This window comes from Anaerocolumna cellulosilytica, from assembly GCF_014218335.1.
Lineage (GTDB): Bacteria > Bacillota > Clostridia > Lachnospirales > Lachnospiraceae > Anaerocolumna > Anaerocolumna cellulosilytica.
In genome coordinates, this window is sequence record NZ_AP023367.1 from 971,360 (window position 1) to 988,136 (window position 16,777).

The 16,777-nt window shown below is 37.4% G+C and carries 13 protein-coding genes; 11 read left to right on the forward strand and 2 right to left on the reverse strand.

Annotated features, from left to right (window positions below):
- Window positions 1-10 precede the first annotated feature (10 nt).
- The 4 genes from uxaC to acsn021_RS04280 all read left to right on the forward strand — a co-directional run bounded on the left by uxaC (window position 11) and on the right by acsn021_RS04280 (window position 4,329).
- Entirely contained in the window at window positions 11-1,414 is a 1,404-nt protein-coding gene (gene uxaC / locus acsn021_RS04265) for a glucuronate isomerase (protein ID WP_184090180.1), read from the forward strand.
- A gap of 161 nt (window positions 1,415-1,575) precedes the next feature.
- The gene (locus acsn021_RS04270; protein ID WP_184090183.1) at window positions 1,576-1,893 is read left to right on the forward strand and encodes a cyclic-di-AMP receptor; all 318 of its coding nucleotides are present in this window, start codon (window positions 1,576-1,578) and stop codon (window positions 1,891-1,893) included.
- A 249-nt stretch (window positions 1,894-2,142) separates the two neighbouring features.
- Window positions 2,143-2,958: a nitroreductase family protein gene (locus acsn021_RS04275; RefSeq protein WP_184090186.1), complete on the forward strand. Its 816-nt coding sequence runs from the start codon at window positions 2,143-2,145 to the stop codon at window positions 2,956-2,958.
- 213 nt (window positions 2,959-3,171) lie between these two features.
- Entirely contained in the window at window positions 3,172-4,329 is a 1,158-nt protein-coding gene (locus tag acsn021_RS04280) for a pyridoxal-phosphate-dependent aminotransferase family protein (protein ID WP_184090189.1), read from the forward strand.
- On the opposite strand, the gene argC is transcribed toward acsn021_RS04280, so the two are convergent.
- Window positions 4,300-5,247: an N-acetyl-gamma-glutamyl-phosphate reductase gene (gene argC / locus acsn021_RS04285; RefSeq protein WP_184090192.1), complete on the reverse strand. Its 948-nt coding sequence runs from the start codon at window positions 5,245-5,247 to the stop codon at window positions 4,300-4,302. The genes acsn021_RS04280 and argC overlap by 30 nt on opposite strands.
- A 406-nt stretch (window positions 5,248-5,653) precedes the next feature.
- Here argC and acsn021_RS04290 point away from each other — a divergent pair, with 406 nt between their 5' ends.
- A complete protein-coding gene (locus acsn021_RS04290; protein ID WP_184090194.1) occupies window positions 5,654-6,277 on the forward strand; it encodes an HD-GYP domain-containing protein in 624 nt (207 codons plus the stop codon).
- Between the two features lie 242 nt (window positions 6,278-6,519).
- Window positions 6,520-7,632, forward strand: coding sequence for a M20/M25/M40 family metallo-hydrolase (locus tag acsn021_RS04295; RefSeq protein WP_184090198.1), 1,113 nt, complete (start codon window positions 6,520-6,522; stop codon window positions 7,630-7,632).
- A gap of 125 nt (window positions 7,633-7,757) precedes the next feature.
- Here the strand turns inward: acsn021_RS04295 and acsn021_RS04300 are convergent, their stop codons facing one another.
- Complete coding sequence (locus tag acsn021_RS04300) at window positions 7,758-8,234, reverse strand: Lrp/AsnC family transcriptional regulator (RefSeq protein ID WP_184090201.1); 477 nt, start codon at window positions 8,232-8,234, stop codon at window positions 7,758-7,760.
- A gap of 532 nt (window positions 8,235-8,766) precedes the next feature.
- Between acsn021_RS04300 and acsn021_RS04305 the strand changes: the two genes are divergently transcribed.
- The 5 genes from acsn021_RS04305 to acsn021_RS04325 all read left to right on the forward strand — a co-directional run bounded on the left by acsn021_RS04305 (window position 8,767) and on the right by acsn021_RS04325 (window position 16,631).
- Complete coding sequence (locus tag acsn021_RS04305) at window positions 8,767-10,182, forward strand: aspartate ammonia-lyase (protein WP_184090204.1); 1,416 nt, start codon at window positions 8,767-8,769, stop codon at window positions 10,180-10,182.
- A 585-nt stretch (window positions 10,183-10,767) separates the two neighbouring features.
- Window positions 10,768-11,277 carry a DedA family protein gene (locus tag acsn021_RS04310; RefSeq protein WP_184090207.1) on the forward strand — a complete coding sequence of 170 codons (510 nt, stop codon included), beginning with the start codon at window positions 10,768-10,770 and terminating at the stop codon, window positions 11,275-11,277.
- 163 nt (window positions 11,278-11,440) lie between these two features.
- Window positions 11,441-12,142, forward strand: coding sequence for a response regulator transcription factor (locus acsn021_RS04315; RefSeq protein ID WP_184090210.1), 702 nt, complete (start codon window positions 11,441-11,443; stop codon window positions 12,140-12,142).
- The gene (locus tag acsn021_RS04320) at window positions 12,129-14,432 is read left to right on the forward strand and encodes a sensor histidine kinase (RefSeq protein ID WP_184090213.1); all 2,304 of its coding nucleotides are present in this window, start codon (window positions 12,129-12,131) and stop codon (window positions 14,430-14,432) included. The genes acsn021_RS04315 and acsn021_RS04320 overlap by 14 nt, the downstream gene beginning before the upstream one ends.
- Window positions 14,433-14,744: 312 nt before the next feature.
- Window positions 14,745-16,631: a sialate O-acetylesterase gene (locus tag acsn021_RS04325; RefSeq protein ID WP_184090216.1), complete on the forward strand. Its 1,887-nt coding sequence runs from the start codon at window positions 14,745-14,747 to the stop codon at window positions 16,629-16,631.
- Window positions 16,632-16,777: the final 146 nt, after the last annotated feature.

Below are 16,777 nucleotides of genomic sequence, written 5' to 3' on the forward strand. Positions count from 1 at the left end.
AGGTATTGCTATGGATGCAAATCAGTTTCAGGAAGAATTATTTTTAACCAATCAAACAGGCAGCAGGTTATATCATAAATATGCAGAGGATTTGCCCATCCTTGACTATCATTGTCATTTACTACCCCAGGAAATCTATGAGAACAGGGAATTTGAAGATTTAGGAGAGATGTGGCTGGCTCACGACCATTATAAATGGAGAGCTATGAGAGCCTTTGGGATCGAGGAAGAATACATAACCGGCAGTGCTGCTTATTATGATAAATTTTTAAAGTTTGCAGGACTTTTACCAAAGCTTGCAGGGAATCCAATCTATATCTGGTGCGCCCTCGAACTAAAGCGTTATTTTGGTATTTCTAAGCCTTTAACTTCTGAAAATGCCGAGGAGATTTATCGTAGCACCAAAAGGCTTATTAAGGAACAGCATATGACGCCAAGATGGTGTATGGAAACATCTAGGGTTGAATTTGTATGTACCACAGAAGATCCCGTGGATAATCTCACCTATCATAAGCGGATGAAGGAGGATAATTCCTTAAACGTAAAAATTGTATCTGCCTTCCGTCCCGATAAGGCATTCTACTGTGAGAAAGAGGTGTATTTAGAGTATATTCAACAATTAGCCGGCGCTTCTGCTATCACCATTGGTAGTTTTGAAGAACTTTTACATGCATTAGAAATAAGACTCCTTTATTTTAAGGAACTGGGTAGTACAATCAGCGACCATGGAATAGAGAGTTTTGTTTGGCAGGACTATTCTTTTACAGAGGTTGAACAAATCTTTGCAAAAATCTTAAAGAAAAAAGTTCTCACCGACACAGAGATTAACTGTTACAAATCTGCTTTTCTGGCAGGCTTGGGAAGTCTATATGATAAACATGGTTTTGTTATGCAGCTGCATATCGGAACCTATCAGGGAGCCAATAAAACAGGAGAGAGGCATATTGGTGTTGCTTGTGGCTTTGATTGTACGGATGATACTACCTCCATTCAGGCAGTTGGTGGTCTATTGAATCATCTGACAGAAAAAGGGCAGCTTCCAAAGACAATAGTATACCCACTCAATTCAGCGCAGATTGAAACCTTTGCCATTCTGGCAGCAGGGTTTTGTGAAGGGGGTACAAAGGCCAAGGTACAACTTGGAGCACCCTGGTGGTTCAATGACCAGGCTTATGGCATCAATAGACAGTTTGAGGCGATAGCAAATCTGTATCCTTTAAGTCTATCTGTAGGTATGCTAACTGACAGCCGCAGTTTTTTAAGTTATCCCCGTCATGAATTATATCGAAGAGTATTATGTGATTATCTTGGGCGTCTGGTAGAAAGAGGAGAATATATCTCAGAAGAAAAGTATCTGCAAGAAATGATAGAAGATATCTGCTACAACAATGCCAAGGAGTATTTTATGATTTAAAAGTAAAGAGGCTGATGCAAAACGGCCTCTTTACTTTCATAGTACAATAGACTATAATTAAGCTATAAATTAGTAGTTATAATATAATCTGCATCAACGCATATCCTTTGGGTAAGAGGTACTACTATCGAAGGAATCAGAGGACGAAAGGATGGGATATTATGAAGCTTATATATGTAATTGTACGCAATGTTGATAGTGGAAGGGTAACAGATGCCCTGAATAAAAATGGATTCTATGTGACTAAGCTTGCTTCCACCGGAGGATTTTTAAGAGAAGGTAATACTACCTTAATGATAGGTACCGAGGAAGAAAAGGTTGATGAGGTCATTGATTTAGTGAAAAAAGAATGTGGGCCAAGACAACAGATTGTTTCCAATCCGGTTGGACCGGCAGAATTTTCATCTATGCAGGTTATGGTGAATGTAGGCGGAGCCATTATATTCGTAACGGATGTTGACCGGTTTGAAAGAATTTAACGGTATCTGGGGTTGTATGGCAAACCATATTAGAAATATAACATATAGATTACATTCATTGACGATTCATGAAGTAATATAACAATAGTATTATAGAAAAGAGTATAGTTCTATACGGATAATGATGCAAATTCTATCCTGTATAGGACTATATTTTATAATAACAGCAAATAATCCTATGAAATAGATTGGAATTTGATGGTGAGTACAAATCTAATACAGAAGTGAAAGGAAAGGCAGGTAAGAGGAATGATTTATGTTGATAAGGAAAAGTGCATCGGCTGTGGAAGCTGTGTGAAAGACTGTTTTCCGGGAAACGTGGAGATAGTTGATAAGAAAGCCGTAGTACATAATGAAGCATGTATGCTATGCGGACATTGTATAGCAGTTTGTCCAAGCGGTGCCATATCCACTGACGAATATGATATGGAAGAAGTCTCAGAGTATAAAAAAGAAACACATACCTTAGAAGCAGACAATCTTTTGAACTTCATTAAGTTCAGACGAACGGTTCGCCAGTTTCAGAAAAAGGAAGTATCTAAAGAATTGCTACTGAGGATTATAGAGGCAGGACGTTTTACACAGACAGGAGGTAATGCTCAGGACATTACATACACGGTTATAACCAATCAGCTTACAGAATTAAAAGCTATGACTTATGAAACCTTAAAAAAGCTTGGAAAAGAGATTATTGAAGCGGAAGAAGGTCAGGAATCAGTGTTGTCCCGTTATGCTAATATGTGGATTGACATGGCAGAAGAATATGAGAAGGGGGAAAAGGACCGTTTGTTTTTTCATGCCCCTGTTGTCCTTGTAGTCAGTGCAAAATCTGTAGTAAATGGTACTCTGGTATCCTCCAATATGGAACTTATGACCAATGCACTGGGTCTTGGAACTTTTTTCAGCGGGTTTTTTGTAAGGGCAGCCCAGGCAAATCCGGATATAATAAAGTTGTTGGATATTCCAGATGAAAAGCAGATTGCAACCTGTATGGTAATCGGATATCCGGCAGTCAAATACCATAGAACCGTTCCGCGCAGAGAAGCTTTCATATACTGGAAATAGTGAGATTTTGAATAAGCTGGTATAAATGAAGCAGATTATGGTAAGTATATAATATCTTCAAAACTGGCACTGTTAAAAATACAATAACTGGATATTTCAATCGTGCCAAATAGGGGTTATGATGAACGCATTAAGTAAAAGTTTTATTACATCCTTATTCTAAACAAGGAGTTTTGCAATTGCTTCAATAGAATCAATAATAGGAGGAAATATATGCTTAAATTAATGACGCCTGGCCCCACGCAGGTAAGAGAAAATGTAAGGCTTGCCAGAAGCAGAGAATTTACCAATCCGGATTTGGATAGCCAGTTTTTTGACTTTTATAAGGATACTTGCTGTCTTTTAGGAAAGCTAATCGGCACAGCAAATCCGGTGTATATTCTTTCGGGAGAGGGAATTCTTGCTCTGGAAGCCGCTTGTGCGTCCTTAACAGAGGTGGGCGATAAAGTCCTAGTCCTTAATAATGGCGTATTTGGTGAGGGTTTTGCGGATTTTGTCAGAATTTATGGTGGTGAGCCTGTCCTTTATAATGCAGATTTCAGACAGGAAATTAAGATAGATAAGCTGTCAGAATTTCTAAAAGAAAATCATGATTTTAAATATGCTACGTTGGTACAGTGTGATACACCAAGCGGTGTCTTAAACAATGTGAACGAAATCGGTTCCTTGTTAAAGGAGTATGGAATTCTTACTGTGGTGGATGCAGTTTCATCTATGTTTGGTGAAGAATTAAAGGTGGATGAAAGCTGCATTGATATTGCCTGCGGCGGTTCTCAGAAGGTATTATCCGCACCTCCGGGCGTATGCTTTGTATCCGTTAGTAAGGAGGCATTGACATGTATGAAGGAGCGAAAAACCCCCATAGCTTCCTATTATGGAAATCTGCTTAATTTTACCTGTTATTATGAAAAGCAATGGTTCCCTTATACAATGCCTATCAGTGATATTTACGGAATCAGTGAGGCACTTCGTAATGTAGCTGAGGATAAGGATATTATAATGCGCCATAAGATGATTGCCGAAGGAGTGCGCCATGCAGTCAGGCAGGGGGGGTTATCTCTTTACATCAAAAAAGGCTTCTCCAATACGGTTACTGCAATAGAAGTTCCGGAGGGTATTAAGGCAGAAACGGTTGTAAATCGTATGAAAGATAAATACCACATCCTGATAGCTGGCAGTATCGGTTCTATGTCCGGTAAGGTTATACGTATCGGACATATGGGTGAAAATGCAAATTATGAGGATGTGGCAAAAACTTTAAAAGCATTAACAGCGGTCCTTCTAGAACAGGGAATTCCTGTAAAGACTGACTTGGAAGAGGCCTTTCTCGAATATGTGAAATTAAAGTCCCAACCATTCCTCTTTTCCTAAAAGCAGGTTCATATTCTGTATAGCCGCACCCGAGGAACCTTTTCCAAGGTTATCAAAACGAGATACAACTAAAGTTTGTTCGTCATTGCCAAAGACAAATAGTTGAAGCTTATTAGAATCATTACATTGGACGCTGTTTAAAAAGCCCTCAAAAAGATAGGAGGAGGAATCATAAGGAATTACCTCAATAAAAGGTTCTCCCATATAATAGTTAGCTAGAAATGCCTGAACTTCTTTTGCGGATAAAGGCTTTTTCATATATGATTTTAATAGTGGTACAGCTACTAACATGCCCTTATAAAAATTACTTACTACAGGGGTAAATAAAGGAGGACTTGTTAAGCCTGATACTTTCTGCATTTCTGGTAAATGCTTATGATTCAGTCCTAAAGAATAAAAGTTTGGACTTTTTAAGGCAGTACTATCCGTATCTGTTTCTTCATATTTAGCAATTAAATTTTTTCCTCCGCCACTATAACCGGTAATAGAGTGAGCCGTTACAGGGTAGTCTTTTGCAAGAATACCTTCTTTTGTTAAAGGATGCACTGCCACATTAAAGCCGGTAGCATGGCAGCCCGGTACGGAGATTCTTTTGGAAGCTTTAATTGCTTCTCTATATTCCTTACCAAGTTCAGGAAGACCATATGCCCAGTCAGGATTAGTGCGGTGGGCGGTACTTGCATCAATAATTTTTGTATGTTCATTGGTTACCATTGCCACTGATTCTTTGGCGGCAGCATCCGGTAAACAGAGAAAAACAATGTCCGCTTTATTTAAAAAATTCTTTCTAGTATTCGTATCCTTTCTTTTCTCCGGGTCTATTTTTAATAGCTCTATATCATCTCTAATTTTTAATCTGTCATTAATCAAAAGGCCGGTAGTTCCTTCTTGTCCGTCCACATATACTTTATATTTCATCTTTAGCTCCTATCTGCGACGGTAAGTCGCGTACGAATAAAGGGGTTGAATTTCTTTAATTCAACCATACACCCATTGCATATAGCAGGTTTGCCTGCGATACGGTAAGTCGCACCGAATAAAGAGATCGATTTCATTTATACACTCTTTTAACTGAAAGGAATGATACAAATGACGAATAGTACTTATTATTATTAAAAACTATGTATAATTATACGTCTTTTTATAGGAAGTGTCAATGATATATTCTATCAAAACCGGGAAGGTTTTTCTTTCAGAAAGGATTGAATCATTCTTTTAAAGAGAGTACAATAGTACTAAGCTTCTAGTTAACAGCAGATAAGATTCGCATCGGATCTAAGTAAAGTATAGTAATGGGCATCTGAGGAAAGGCTAGGTAGGGTCTATGAGTGCAGAGAACGACAGAATATATGATTTTATTGATTATCATGAAATTATTGAGTGTATAACAGGGGCACTGGATGCAAAAGATCCTTATACAGGGAATCATTCCCTGCGTGTTAGTGAGATGGCGCAGCGTATATGTGAAATGATTGGATTAAAATTACATGATATAGAAGAAATACATATAGCGGCACATCTTCATGATATTGGAAAAATTGGTATCCCTGATGTCATCTTACATAAAGAGGGGCCTTTAACGGCACAAGAGTGGGAAATTATGAAGAGGCACCCAAAGATTGGTTCTGATATTATCAGCAAATCAAAGCGGATGCTAAGAATCGGTGAAATCGTATTATATCATCATGAGCGGTATGACGGAAAAGGGTATCCGCATGGCATCTGTGCCAATGAAATACCGGTTGGTTCGAGAATTATAGCTATTTGTGATTCCATTGATGCCATGTCAACAAAAAGAAGCTATCGGCAGGAATTGACTATGGAACAGTGTTATATAGAAATAGAAAGAAATTTGGGGGCTATGTATGACCCATATATCGGTAGATATGTACTGGAACATTGGGAAGAATTAATGCAGGTAAAAAACAGAATCCGAGCAAAACAGTAAACATGCGTATGTATGTTATTGAGTTAGTACATAAAGTAAGATGTCAATTAGATAGTACATCGGTATCCATATTCCGCAAGTATTTAATAAAGGCTGAAGAAACAGCAGAAAATACCTTTTAATATACGGAGTAATAGTATGGTGAAAGAAAATTTGTATGGAAAGGAAGCCGCAGTAACTTCTTTCAACCAGTAAGCGGCAGCAGCTATTAAAATATAGTTGTATAGACAGGATAACAGAATATGATTAATAAAGAAAGATTAGTACAAGAATTTTGTAAATTGGTATCAATTGATGCCTCCTCATTTGAAGAAAGAGAGATGGCAGATGTTTTAACTGGATATTTAAAAGAACTGGGCTTTACAGTTACGGAGGATAAGGCAGGTGCGCATTATCAGGGAAATGCCGGTAATCTTTATGGTTTTTTGCAAGGAGAACTAAAAGGAGAACCATTGCTGTTCTCTGCACACATGGATACTGTAGAACCTGGAAAAAATAAGAAAGCAGTTGTACATGAGGATGGAAGAATCACTAGTGATGGTACAACTGTGTTAGGATCTGATGACATATCCGGACTTGTAGCTATCCTAGAAGCAGTCAGAAGTTTAAAAGAGCATGGGATACCTCACCGTAGCATAGAAGTTTTATTCCCTATAGCAGAGGAACTATATTTAAAAGGCAGTGAAGTATATGATTTTACGCAGATAAAGGCAAAAGAGGCATATGTTCTGGATTTAAGCGGTCCGGTAGGAACGGCAGCTTTAACGGCACCGACAGTTGTTTCTATAACCGCTGTTTTTAAAGGTAAGGCAGCTCATGCAGGGTTTGCCCCCGAACAGGGCATACATGCCATTGGAGCATGTGCTAAGGCTATATCCGGCATAAAACAGGGCAGAATTGATGAAGGGACAACCGTTAATATTGGAACCATTGAGGGAGGGCTTTCAAGAAATATTGTTCCTGAGCTTTGCACTGTAAAAGGGGAAGTAAGAAGCTTAAGTCATGAGAAGTGCTTACAGGAAACAAAAAAAATTCAGGAAATCTTTAAACAAGCAGCCGATAGCTTTGGTGCGGAGCTTAAATTTGAGACCTCCTTTGGGTGCATCGCTTATGAAATAGAAAAGGAACATCCGGTAGTGAAAAGGTACCAGAAAGTCTGCGATGAACTTCATATTCCGGTTACTTATATAGATACCTTTGGAGGAAGCGATAATAATAATTTTGTAAGAAATAAAATTACAGGAATTGTAATAGCATGTGGGATGAATGACGTACATTCGACCAAGGAATATACCCATGTTGATGAATTGGAGCGTTGTGCTGATATTGTATTAAAACTTTTAACAGAACAATAAACCAAACAACATTAAATAAGTAAGGGGATTAGTGTGAAAATAAATACCATTCTCACGTAAGAATCTATGTCTGCGAACAAGTCGCAGACATAGAATACCTTTTATGTTCAAATGCTAAAAAAAGACTAAATGGAACCATTACTTTGCAGAGTGGAAGCATCTGTCTCAGCAAGGGTTTGTATTCCTCTATGTTCAACGGCAGTAGAGAAAACAATCTGGGTACTGGTTCTTCCAAACTTTTGAATCTGTCCGATAAAGGAGTCAAGTTCCATAGTACTTGGAAATGCTACTTTAAGGAGCATAGCGTAATGTCCTGTAACACAATTACATTCAAGAACATTTGGACAGGATTTTATAAAAGGATAAAATTCTGTCTTCTGGTAAGGTTCTACTTCCAGATTTATAAAGGCTGTGATATGATAGCCTAATTTCAACCAGTTAACCTCGGCATGGTACCCCTTGATAATGCCGTCTTTTTCAAGTTTCGAAATTCTTGCTGCAACTGCCGGTGAAGATAAGAAAACCTGATCGGCAATAATTTTTAATGGGGTTCTGGCATTTTTTTGCAAAATTGTTAGGATTTGTTCATCCACATGGTCCATATATGTACCTGCTTTCTTAAGTCAGTTATTATCCTTAACATTATAAATTATTAATGGGCCGATTTCAAGTATCTCCTGTAGAAAACAAAATATAATAAAGTGGATTCTATAACCTGATAAAATTCCAGCAAAAGTCAAATATTCTCATTTATAAAGGCTCCTTTCTCAATTGACAATGTTCGATAAAATCCATGAAAATGTTTTGCCGGGTTGACTTTATACCGCAGGAATTGACACATGGATGTATGGCTGTAAGTTGTAAATAAAAAAATTAAGAGAAGACAGTGTAACTTTATGATTTTTAAAGTGAAAAGGTAATAAATTATAATTATTTACGTAATATATTTTACCCTGTTTACGAATGCCTGAAAAAGTGCTATTCTCATATCCGAGCTAACATTAAATAGTGACTCAAATATATTTCACTTGCATGCGTTCCAATATCAATACATTCAATTGATTACCATCAAATAATGTATTAAGCTAAAATATCAGAGATGCATGACAGAAATAAAGGAAAGGCGTGGATGCAATGAAGACGAGAATAGAAGCTGATTCAATGGGGGATTTGGCAGTTCCGGTTAATGCATATTATGGTGTGCAGAGTTTCAGGGCAAGAAAGAATTTTAATATTACAGGACGTTATCTAAATCCTATGTTTGTATCCAATTTAATTCGAATAAAAAAAGCAGCAGCAATTACAAATCAGGCTGCTGGAACTTTAGATACAGTTAGAGCTAGAGCAATCCAGGCTGCCTGTGATGAAATACTTGACGGAAAGCTGATAAAAGAATTTATTGTAGATTCCATCCAAGGAGGAGCCGGTACTTCTGCTAATATGAATGCTAATGAAGTAATTGCGAATCGTGCAATTGAGTTGTTAGGCGGCAGAAAAGGAGATTACTCTCTTGTTCACCCCAACGACCATGTCAATATGGCTCAATCTACCAACGATGTTATTCCAAGTGCAGGTAAGCTGACGGTACTGGAGTTGCTCACTCTGCTACTTAAGGAATTAAAGCGTCTTCAATCTACATTGTCTGATAAATCCAAAGAATTTGACCATATATTAAAAATAGGAAGAACTCAATTACAAGATGCGGTACCAATGCGTCTTGGACAGTCCTTTTCTGCCTATGCCGCCGTAATTGCAAGAGACATAAAGCGGCTTGAGAGGGCAAAAGAAGATATGTTATCTTTAAACATGGGTGCAACTGCCATAGGAACCGGCATTAACGCATCTCCTTACTACCGGATGCATATTGTTACGGTCATCAATGAAGTATGTGGCACTAATTGTGAGCAGTCGGAAGATTTATTTGATGCTACCCAGAATTTAGATGGTTTTGTTCATATATCTGCCATGTTAAAAGTATGCGTTGTGAATCTGTCTAAAATCTGCAATGATTTAAGATTGCTTTCTGCCGGACCTAGAGCCGGTTTTTATGAAATTAATCTACCTGCTATGCAAAATGGATCCTCTATTATGCCGGGTAAAGTGAATCCCGTTATTCCTGAGGTAGTAAATCAAGTTGCTTTTGAGGTAATTGGAAATGATATGACAATTACAATGGCGGCAGAAGCCGGACAATTAGAATTAAATGCGTTCGAACCGGTGCTATTTTACAATCTCTTTGAATCATTGGAAAGCTTAAAAGGTGCGGTAATTACCTTAAGAGATAACTGTGTTTCTGGAATTACAGCTAATGAAGAACGTTGTCAGGAGCTACTAAATAAAAGTGTAGGAATATCTACTGCACTATGCCCTTTTATAGGTTACCAAAAGGCGGCAGAACTTGCTAAAAAATCTCTGGCAACCGGAAAAAATTTAAAAGAATTAGTACTAGAGGAGAAACTGCTGACCAAGGAACAACTTGATGTTATCTTAAATCCCTATACCATGACGGAACCTAGCAAGTTTGTGGGAAAGATGATGGTTAACTCATAAACCTTGATAGTTCAACTAAGTTTGTCAGTTCTGATGGTTTACGGCTTTATTTATAGATTCATTTAAATTATATTGATTCAAATAAAAAATTATTGAGATTTTAATACCTATAATAATAATCGGATATGCTATGACAGCTTAAAAATGATATAACCCAGGGCAATGCCATAAACTGGATTTATATCATTTTTTTGTATTAAATACCAAGCATCCTTTTCATCTTTAACTTTTCTATAGAATAAATGCAGTCACCCATGTAATCCTATTAATACAGATGTTATTAAACTTGCTTTATAACGTAATTCAGCTTTTGTTTGAAGAATCTTTAGAATTTCTTTCGTTTTATCTAATGCAGATATTTTATTTTCCGGTCTATAATAAAGCTCATGAAAATTAAGGAGAAAAAAACGGGAGCTTCTGGATAGTATGTAAAAAACGTAAGAAAGGATTCATATAGAATAGGGAACATAAATATGAAAATACGAGCGCAAAGTGAAATAAAAAAACAATTTCACACCAATAATTTGAGCGGTATCGCAAGCAAGCTTGCGATACGCATGGGAGCAGGAAAGAGGAAAAGGTTACATGGACATACAGACTTTGTCAGGGTACTTTCATCAGTACGGTATCCTTGTTATATTCATCATCGTTTTTTTAGAATACCTAAATATGCCTGGGTTTCCAGCAGGGATAATTATGCCGTTAACAGGCGTATGGGCCTACCAGGGAAGCATTGGATTTATACCTGCCTTTTTACTGTCGGTACTGGCTGGACTTTGTGGAAGCTGGGCTCTGTACTTATTAGGTCTCTACGGCGGTGAAATCATTCTAAATAAATATACAAAAAAATTTCCAAAGCATCAGCCCATTATTAACCGGGCATTCGATTACATTAGAAAGAAGGGATATCTTGCTGTTTTTTTAGGAAAGCTCATTCCAATGATAAGAACTATCATATCCATTCCTGCGGGTGTACTAAGGTTAAATTTCTTATACTATACGATTTATTCGGCCTTAGGGATTGCTATATGGAATCTGGTGTTTATCGGAGCAGGTTATATTTTTGGGGAAGCAGTGTTTCAAATGTTTTCATAAGGTAATTTTATTGCTCATGGACATAAAAGATTAAAATAACCAATTACCTTATGCGGAATATGGTGTATAATGTTAAAAAAACAGAGTAGTCGTGCAAATGGCACGCCCATAGGATTGGGTCTATCCAAAGGTATAGGTGTGCTAAGTACAGACGGGGGGTATTATGGAGTCCTATAGTGTATTAATTGTAGAGGATGACAGGGAAATATTAGAGGGTATCGGAATTTATCTTAAGAATCAAGGCTATAAGGTTTTTAAAGCTTCCAATGGAGTGGAGGGTTTGGAGATTATAGAAAATGAGGTCATTCATCTGGCAATTGTAGATGTTATGATGCCTCGTATGGACGGTCTTACAATGACAATGAAATTACGGGAAAGATTTGAATTTCCGGTAATTATGCTCACAGCAAAATCTGAGGAAATTGATAAGGTTACAGGGCTAAATATCGGTGCAGATGACTATGTAACCAAACCGTTTACGCCAATGGAATTGTTAGCGCGGATTCATTCACAGCTTAGAAGATATTCCAAGTACCTAAATATACTTGAGAAAAAAGAGAGCGACAATGTTTATGTCATCGGTGGTTTGGAATTGGATGAGAATACAGTGCAGGTTATGGTAGATGGGGAATTCGTAAAGGTTACACCCCTTGAATTTAAGATATTAGCACTGCTTATGAAGAGTCCGGGCAGAGTATTTTCTGCTGAAGAAATATATGAAAGGGTCTGGAATGAACGCCCGGTTGGAACGGATACAATTATGGTGCATGTCCGTAATATAAGGGAAAAGATTGAAGTGAATCCTAAAGACCCAAAATATCTGAAAGTAGTATGGGGGGTTGGATACAAAATTGAAAAACAATAATTTTTATGTCATAGTTGGCAAGCTGTTGGTATTCTTGTTATTATCAGCGCTTACAGCCGGAGTAATTATTACTTATCCCTTTTGCCTAAAGAAATCAAAAGTGTTGCAGGAGGAAATGAAAAGTCAGAATGAGGCATTGTATAAGGCAGAAGAGGAGGATAATAAAGAGGAACTTATAAAAAGGCTTTACATGGGTGTATACAGCCTTTATAAAGACATAGTGATACAAAACAAAGAAGACGAATATATAACCAGTAGCGAGCTATATCTACCCAAGCTGCAAAAGGACATAAGTAACATAGAGAATGAGGAAAATTATGAGGAGTACTCAGCGAATGAGCCATACAATAAAAAAGTGAATTTTATCCAGTCTTTTGATATTATGTTGGATGATTGGAGCAGAGAATTTTATGGCCCGACGCTTGACATGTATGGACTGGAATACTATATCAGAGATGATAAAACCAGCAATTTTTTAACGAATTCTATTGCAGATTTATCTATGCTTACAGAAGAAACTGGTACTGGTGGCTTGTCTGAGAACTATGCCTTTTATACCGTATTAAAATATGATGAGGCAGGTAAATTGTCCATTCCGGTTTTTTACGGATTAGAGGAAAATAAAAAAGAACAGTTAAAAGGATTGGAAGCAACAAAGACTGTTATTAGAGAATATTTTGATGCAAAATATTATCAGTACAGCCAATACTTTAACGGTTTAAAAGGGCCGGAGAATCAGACAATTATTTTTGCCGCAAAAGGTTCGGAATTTTATAATGTATACACTACGTATAATAATACTTGGCAATCAGATTCATACGCTTTTCATCAGGTGGGATTTATCTATGTTTTTATTGCTGCATTGGCAATCATAACGTTGCTTGGACTGCTGCTACCCTTTATAAAACCTTTTCAAATAGGGCAGGGGTTAGCGGCAAAGCTATTAATTGAATTATGTATAGTGGGAATTGGGGCAGTATTAGGGCTTTATGAAAGTCTTGTTATTATGGGAACAGAAACGGCACAGGAAACGTTTTTAATCTTTGATAAAACAATTATATCAAGCTTTGGAGCGAAAATAATTAACTATAGCTTAAACTACGTTATATGGCTTGGGGTATTCTTTCTATGGTTTATAGCAATTTTATCAATTCGAAGTGTGTTCACCAAAGGCTTGAAACGCTATATCAAGGAAAATACCATCCTCGGTATCTGTTACGTAATCTGCAAAAAAACAATTTTATCGATTAGAAAAATTGATTTAAGAGAAGCTTCTAATAAGCACATTTTAAAAATCGTAGCCATTAATTTTATTGTTCTGGTACTCTTTTGTACTATGTGGGTAGCAGGCATTGTGGCACTTATTCCTTATTCCATTGTTCTATTCTTTATTCTGCGGAAATATTATCAGGATTTACGTCAGAAACACCAGATTTTACTGGAAGCTACCGGTAAGATGGGGAAGGGTAATTTAGAGGTTGGTATACCCGAAGAACTTGGAGTTTTTGAACCCCTTAAAGAAGAACTGACCAAATTGCAGATTGGCTTTAAAAAAGCAGTAGAAGAGGAAATGAAGAGCCAAAGAATGAAGACGGACCTAATTACCAATGTTTCTCACGATTTGAAAACACCGTTAACAGCTATTATTACGTATATAAATCTGTTAAAGGATAATAATCTGACGGAGGAAGAGAGAAACTCCTATATTGAAACCCTGGATAAGAAGTCCATGCGGCTGAAATATTTAATTGAAGATTTATTTGAAATGAGTAAGGCCACCAGTAAAACGGTAACCATGAATTTGGTGGAAGTGGATATTACAGCTTTAATAAAACAGGTACAATTAGAACTTGCTGATAAGGTAGAAGCTTCTGAGATTGAATTTAGAACCTCATTTCCTGAGGAGAAAGTGATTCTTTTACTGGACAGTGAGAAGACCTACCGGATTATTGAAAATCTGTATATAAATATTTTAAAGTATGCTATGACCCACACTAGGGCATATGTGGAAGTGAAAGATTTAGGAGAAGTTGTTACTGTAATTCTTAAAAATGTTTCAGCAACAGAGATGGATTTTAATACAGAAGAAATCAGTGAACGTTTTGTAAGGGGTGATAAGTCCAGAAATACAGAAGGGTCCGGCTTGGGCCTTGCTATTGTAAAAAGTTTTGTAGAGCTGCAAGGCGGTAGATTTACCTTACAAGTAGACGGGGATTTATTTAAAGTAATATTAGAATTTATGAAAAGACCGAATAATCAGACAAATGATATTGGAGCAGATGAAAGTTAACCAGTGTAGGCAGAATAGAGAGATTATACTTAAAATGCAGGGAACGAATACTTTTTAGTTCCCTGTATTTTGCTTATTCTTGCAACGTTTATACATTTAATAAAACGGCCAGCCAAAGTCTGATTGATTAGTAGATAGTCACCTTGAGCGGTAATCTGACAAGTATTTAATAAAGGTAAGCAAAACATGACATGACTATCGCAAAAAATGAGAAGTATGGAGTATATTACTAGGATATACTTAAGGTTATGAAAGTAATATAAATGTATAAAGATTAAGGAAAAGCAGTTGAATTCAGAATGGAGTGGGCGAATGAAACTATCGACATTAATAAGTGATGGGATGGTATTACAACGAGGTGATAAATGCTATTTATGGGGTAGTTCAGAAAAGAATAGGCAGGTGTCGGTTACATTTTTAGAAGAGACCTATTTAACGTATGCCAATGAGCAGGGGGAATGGGAGATTACATTACTAAATCTAAAGCCCGGAGGCCCTTATGTTATGGAAATCGATGATGGTAAAAAACATATTATAAAGGATATTCTAATCGGTGATGTATGGCTTCTTGGAGGGCAATCCAATATGGAACTGCCCATTAGAAGGACGTTGGATTTATATGAAGAAGAAGTTAAGGAAGCAGAGAATTCCAGTATTCGAATATTTCATGTTCCCCAAAAGTATGATTTTAATGGACCAGTAGAAGAATTGGAGGGTGGCAGTTGGAAGTCAGTCAGTGCCGAGACGATACTGGATTTTAGTGCTGTAGGCTATTTTTTTGCAAAGGAACTGGAGGCAGCACAAGGGATTCCTATAGGATTAATACAAACAGCGGTAGGCGGAACGCCTGCCGAAGCATGGATAAATGAAAATTCTTTGTTGGAGCTAGAAGGTTATGAGCAGGAATTAAGAATGAATAAGGATACCGGGTATGTACATAACACCATAACAACAGAGACCAGACAGACTAATGAGTGGTTTAAAAAATTACAGAGTGATGACCCGGGATTACAAGGAACGAATTGGTATGAACCTGATTTCGATACACAAGGCTGGCAGATAATTCGCATACCACAGATGTTTCAGCAGAACGACTTAAAGAAATGGGTCGGGAGTATTTGGTTTAGAAAGGAGTTCACACTTACAGAGGAAAGCTTTAGGAGGTTGGAGGAAGAGTCAAAAGCTTCTGATACACCCTTATTGGCGAGATTACGGCTGGGAACGCTGGTGGATTCAGACGATACCTATATTAACGGGGAACGGATTGGAAGTACCGGCTATAAATATCCCCCTAGAAAATATGATTTTCCCTTTCACCTCTTACGAGTTGGAAAGAATGTTATAGCAGTCCGTCTGATTGTAAATTATGGAGGAGGAGGCTTTGTGCCGGATAAGAAATACCTTTTACAGGCAGGAAGTCTTACGGTAGATTTATCCGGTGAATGGAACTTCCAATATGGAGGAGCGGCAGAACTCTTGCCGACTACAACTTTTTTTCAATATAAACCCAGCGGAGTGTATCATGGAATGTTATATCCCTTAAGAAAGTATTCTATTCTTGGAGCGGCTTTTTATCAGGGAGAATCGAATACGGGAAAACCAGAGAACTATGAGAAGTTATTCAGGATTCTGATACAGGACTGGCGAAGTCTCTGGAAGAAAGAATTTCCGTTTCTCTATGTACAGCTTGCAAACTATGGGGATTACAAAAAGGAGTGTATGGATACAGGCTGGGCAGCAATCAGGGACGCACAACGTAAGTGTCTGAACGTAGAGAATACTGCAATGGTAGTAGCTATAGATACCGGAGAATATAACGACCTTCATCCGTTAAATAAAAAGACCATTGGATTCCGGCTGGCACTATGTGCAAGAAAGATTTCTTATGGAGAGGGGATTGTAAGTTCCGGCCCATTAATCGACAATAAAGTAATAACAGAAGATGGAATTCGTCTTTTCTTTACTGAAACAGGGAGAGGACTAGTCTCAAACAAGGGAGCGTTAAAAAATTTTTATATTGCAGGTGAGGATAAGAATTTTGTTCCGGCCAGCGCAGTTATTGAGGCAGGTGATACTTTATTCGTTTTTTCTAAAGAAATAAAAGAACCTAGGTATGTGCGATATGCCTGGGAGGACTGTCCGGAGGGAATAAACTTTTATAACCGAGAAGGTTTACCGGCGTCACCTTTTATGATTTAAAGCAGGGAGTAGGTTAAATAGATAATTGCGAAACTGCCTTTGAATGTAGGAGCATTCGAATAGAGCGTTTCGCAATTACCAAAATAAAAAGTGTAATTATATTTGTTTATATAATTGGCAGGATATCAAAGGTTGAAAGAAAATCA

Excerpts from the sequence above, each read along its gene's own strand:
- uxaC (WP_184090180.1), top strand. The coding sequence starts at position 11 with ATGGATGCAAATCAGTTTCAGGAAGAATTATTTTTAACCAATCAAACA.
- acsn021_RS04270 (WP_184090183.1), top strand. The coding sequence starts at position 1,576 with ATGAAGCTTATATATGTAATTGTACGCAATGTTGATAGTGGAAGGGTA.
- acsn021_RS04275 (WP_184090186.1), top strand. The coding sequence starts at position 2,143 with ATGATTTATGTTGATAAGGAAAAGTGCATCGGCTGTGGAAGCTGTGTG.
- acsn021_RS04280 (WP_184090189.1), top strand. The coding sequence starts at position 3,172 with ATGCTTAAATTAATGACGCCTGGCCCCACGCAGGTAAGAGAAAATGTA.
- argC (WP_184090192.1), bottom strand. The coding sequence starts at position 5,247 with ATGAAATATAAAGTATATGTGGACGGACAAGAAGGAACTACCGGCCTT.
- acsn021_RS04290 (WP_184090194.1), top strand. The coding sequence starts at position 5,654 with ATGAGTGCAGAGAACGACAGAATATATGATTTTATTGATTATCATGAA.
- acsn021_RS04295 (WP_184090198.1), top strand. The coding sequence starts at position 6,520 with ATGATTAATAAAGAAAGATTAGTACAAGAATTTTGTAAATTGGTATCA.
- acsn021_RS04300 (WP_184090201.1), bottom strand. The coding sequence starts at position 8,234 with ATGGACCATGTGGATGAACAAATCCTAACAATTTTGCAAAAAAATGCC.
- acsn021_RS04305 (WP_184090204.1), top strand. The coding sequence starts at position 8,767 with ATGAAGACGAGAATAGAAGCTGATTCAATGGGGGATTTGGCAGTTCCG.
- acsn021_RS04310 (WP_184090207.1), top strand. The coding sequence starts at position 10,768 with ATGGACATACAGACTTTGTCAGGGTACTTTCATCAGTACGGTATCCTT.
- acsn021_RS04315 (WP_184090210.1), top strand. The coding sequence starts at position 11,441 with ATGGAGTCCTATAGTGTATTAATTGTAGAGGATGACAGGGAAATATTA.
- acsn021_RS04325 (WP_184090216.1), top strand. The coding sequence starts at position 14,745 with ATGAAACTATCGACATTAATAAGTGATGGGATGGTATTACAACGAGGT.